Origin of the sequence: Campylobacter sp. BCW_6871, assembly GCF_001762325.1 — a bacterium.
GTDB classification, from domain to species: Bacteria; Campylobacterota; Campylobacteria; order Campylobacterales; family Campylobacteraceae; genus Campylobacter_D; species Campylobacter_D jejuni.
This window is the reverse complement of sequence record NZ_MJWQ01000068.1, coordinates 1-1471: the sequence shown is the minus strand read 5'-3', so window position 1 is coordinate 1471 and position 1471 is coordinate 1. Positions and strand designations below refer to the sequence as shown.

Genomic DNA, 1471 nt, shown 5'->3' with positions numbered 1-1471 from the left:
TTTCTTTGATAATGGCTTTAGTGATTTTAAAGGGTAGGGGATTTGAAGTAGAATTTGATATATCAAGACTCATAAAGGAATTAAGGGACATTGATGATCCTTTTGGGGGTTGAGTTTATGGTGTTTATAATTTGGTATAAATCCACTATGTTTTTAATTTTTATATTTATTATTTTAACACAAATAGTCTAAATTTGAGTAGAAAAAGAAATTGCTTATTTTTGTTGTTAAAATCTATTTTTTATCTAAATTTACTTCTATGATATTGAGTTCTTTTTCGCTGTTTTGTGTATTTTCTAAACGCAATTTTATTTTATTTGCACCCATAGGAGTTAAAATAGTAAAATATCTAATATTATTTTCATAAAAATCCCAAATTTCATCAAATTCCAAATAATTTGCTAATCCATATTCTTTAAACTCACATTCTTTATAGATTGATTTTAAAAATTTTGGCACTTCATTAATAATAAAAAGTATTTTGATTTTTTCTTTTTGAGAATTAATATCCAATTCTTTAATCAGATTATTTTGATATTCTTGCTTTATTATTTCTATTATTTTTTTATTATCACAATTTTTTAAATCATTAAGATTAACATCCATTTCTTTTTTTAACTCTAATTCTTGAGGAAAATAATTTGTATTCTTATAATCAGAAGCTTGTGGTAATAATATATTTAATTGTTCATCACTTTTAAAAATTAATTTCGCTATATTCATAATTTTAATATTTAATTCTAATATAGCGTAAAAATCTTTTTTAGAAAAAATTTTATCTACACCTTTTTTCATATTTACAATATCTAAATTCTCATCAGATAAAAATTCTACAAGTTTATTTAAAAATATAGGTTGAGGAAGCATTACCACCCTTTAAGCTCTAAGCTTTCAAGCTCTTCTAAACTCATTGCTCTAATTAAAATCCTTTCTTCTGATTGAATTAAAGAAAAATCTTGTAGTTTTTCTAGTGCTTCTTTATATTCTAAATATCCTAAAGGTTTATCTTCGCTAATGCTAAAAAAGCTTAATCTCCATTTGGCTTCTTTATCTTCATCATCTAATTCAAAATTTTCCCAAGGTTTTTTAAAAAGAATAGTATCTGTATCTTCACTTAGGGTGAAATTTATTATTAACCCATCGGGTGTTTCATAAAGTTTAGGTATAGCTTCATAAGCTTCTTCCCAACGCCTTTGTAAAAGTTTTAAATCTTCCATAAATTTTTCCTTAAATATAAAATGAAATTATAACTAAAAATCTTTTTATATTAAATCATAAGGAAAACATTTACACAAAACTGATTCTATTTTGTTTAATCATTCTAGCACGATTGATAAGAGCATAAAGGGCTATATCTTCATCATTTAACATTCTTTCAAATGTTTTACTGTACCTATCCCCATCAAATTCAATACTTTTCCATTCTATAAGCTCTGCTTTAGCATTAGTGATAAAAGAAATATATTTATCT

Annotated in this window: 2 protein-coding genes and 1 pseudogene; all 3 read right to left on the bottom strand. The window is 23.9% G+C overall.

Going from position 1 to position 1471, the window contains the following annotated elements:
* Window positions 1-234: 234 nt before the first annotated feature.
* Window positions 235-867: a hypothetical protein gene (locus AJ930_RS08470; RefSeq protein WP_070240313.1), complete on the bottom strand. Its 633-nt coding sequence runs from the start codon at window positions 865-867 to the stop codon at window positions 235-237.
* On the bottom strand, window positions 867-1217 hold the full coding sequence (locus AJ930_RS08465; RefSeq protein WP_044779597.1) for a DUF4299 family protein: 351 nt from the start codon (window positions 1215-1217) through the stop codon (window positions 867-869). The genes AJ930_RS08470 and AJ930_RS08465 overlap by 1 nt, the downstream gene beginning before the upstream one ends.
* A 70-nt stretch (window positions 1218-1287) precedes the next feature.
* Window positions 1288-1471 (bottom strand): annotated as a pseudogene (locus AJ930_RS08460) (hypothetical protein); the annotation flags it as partial.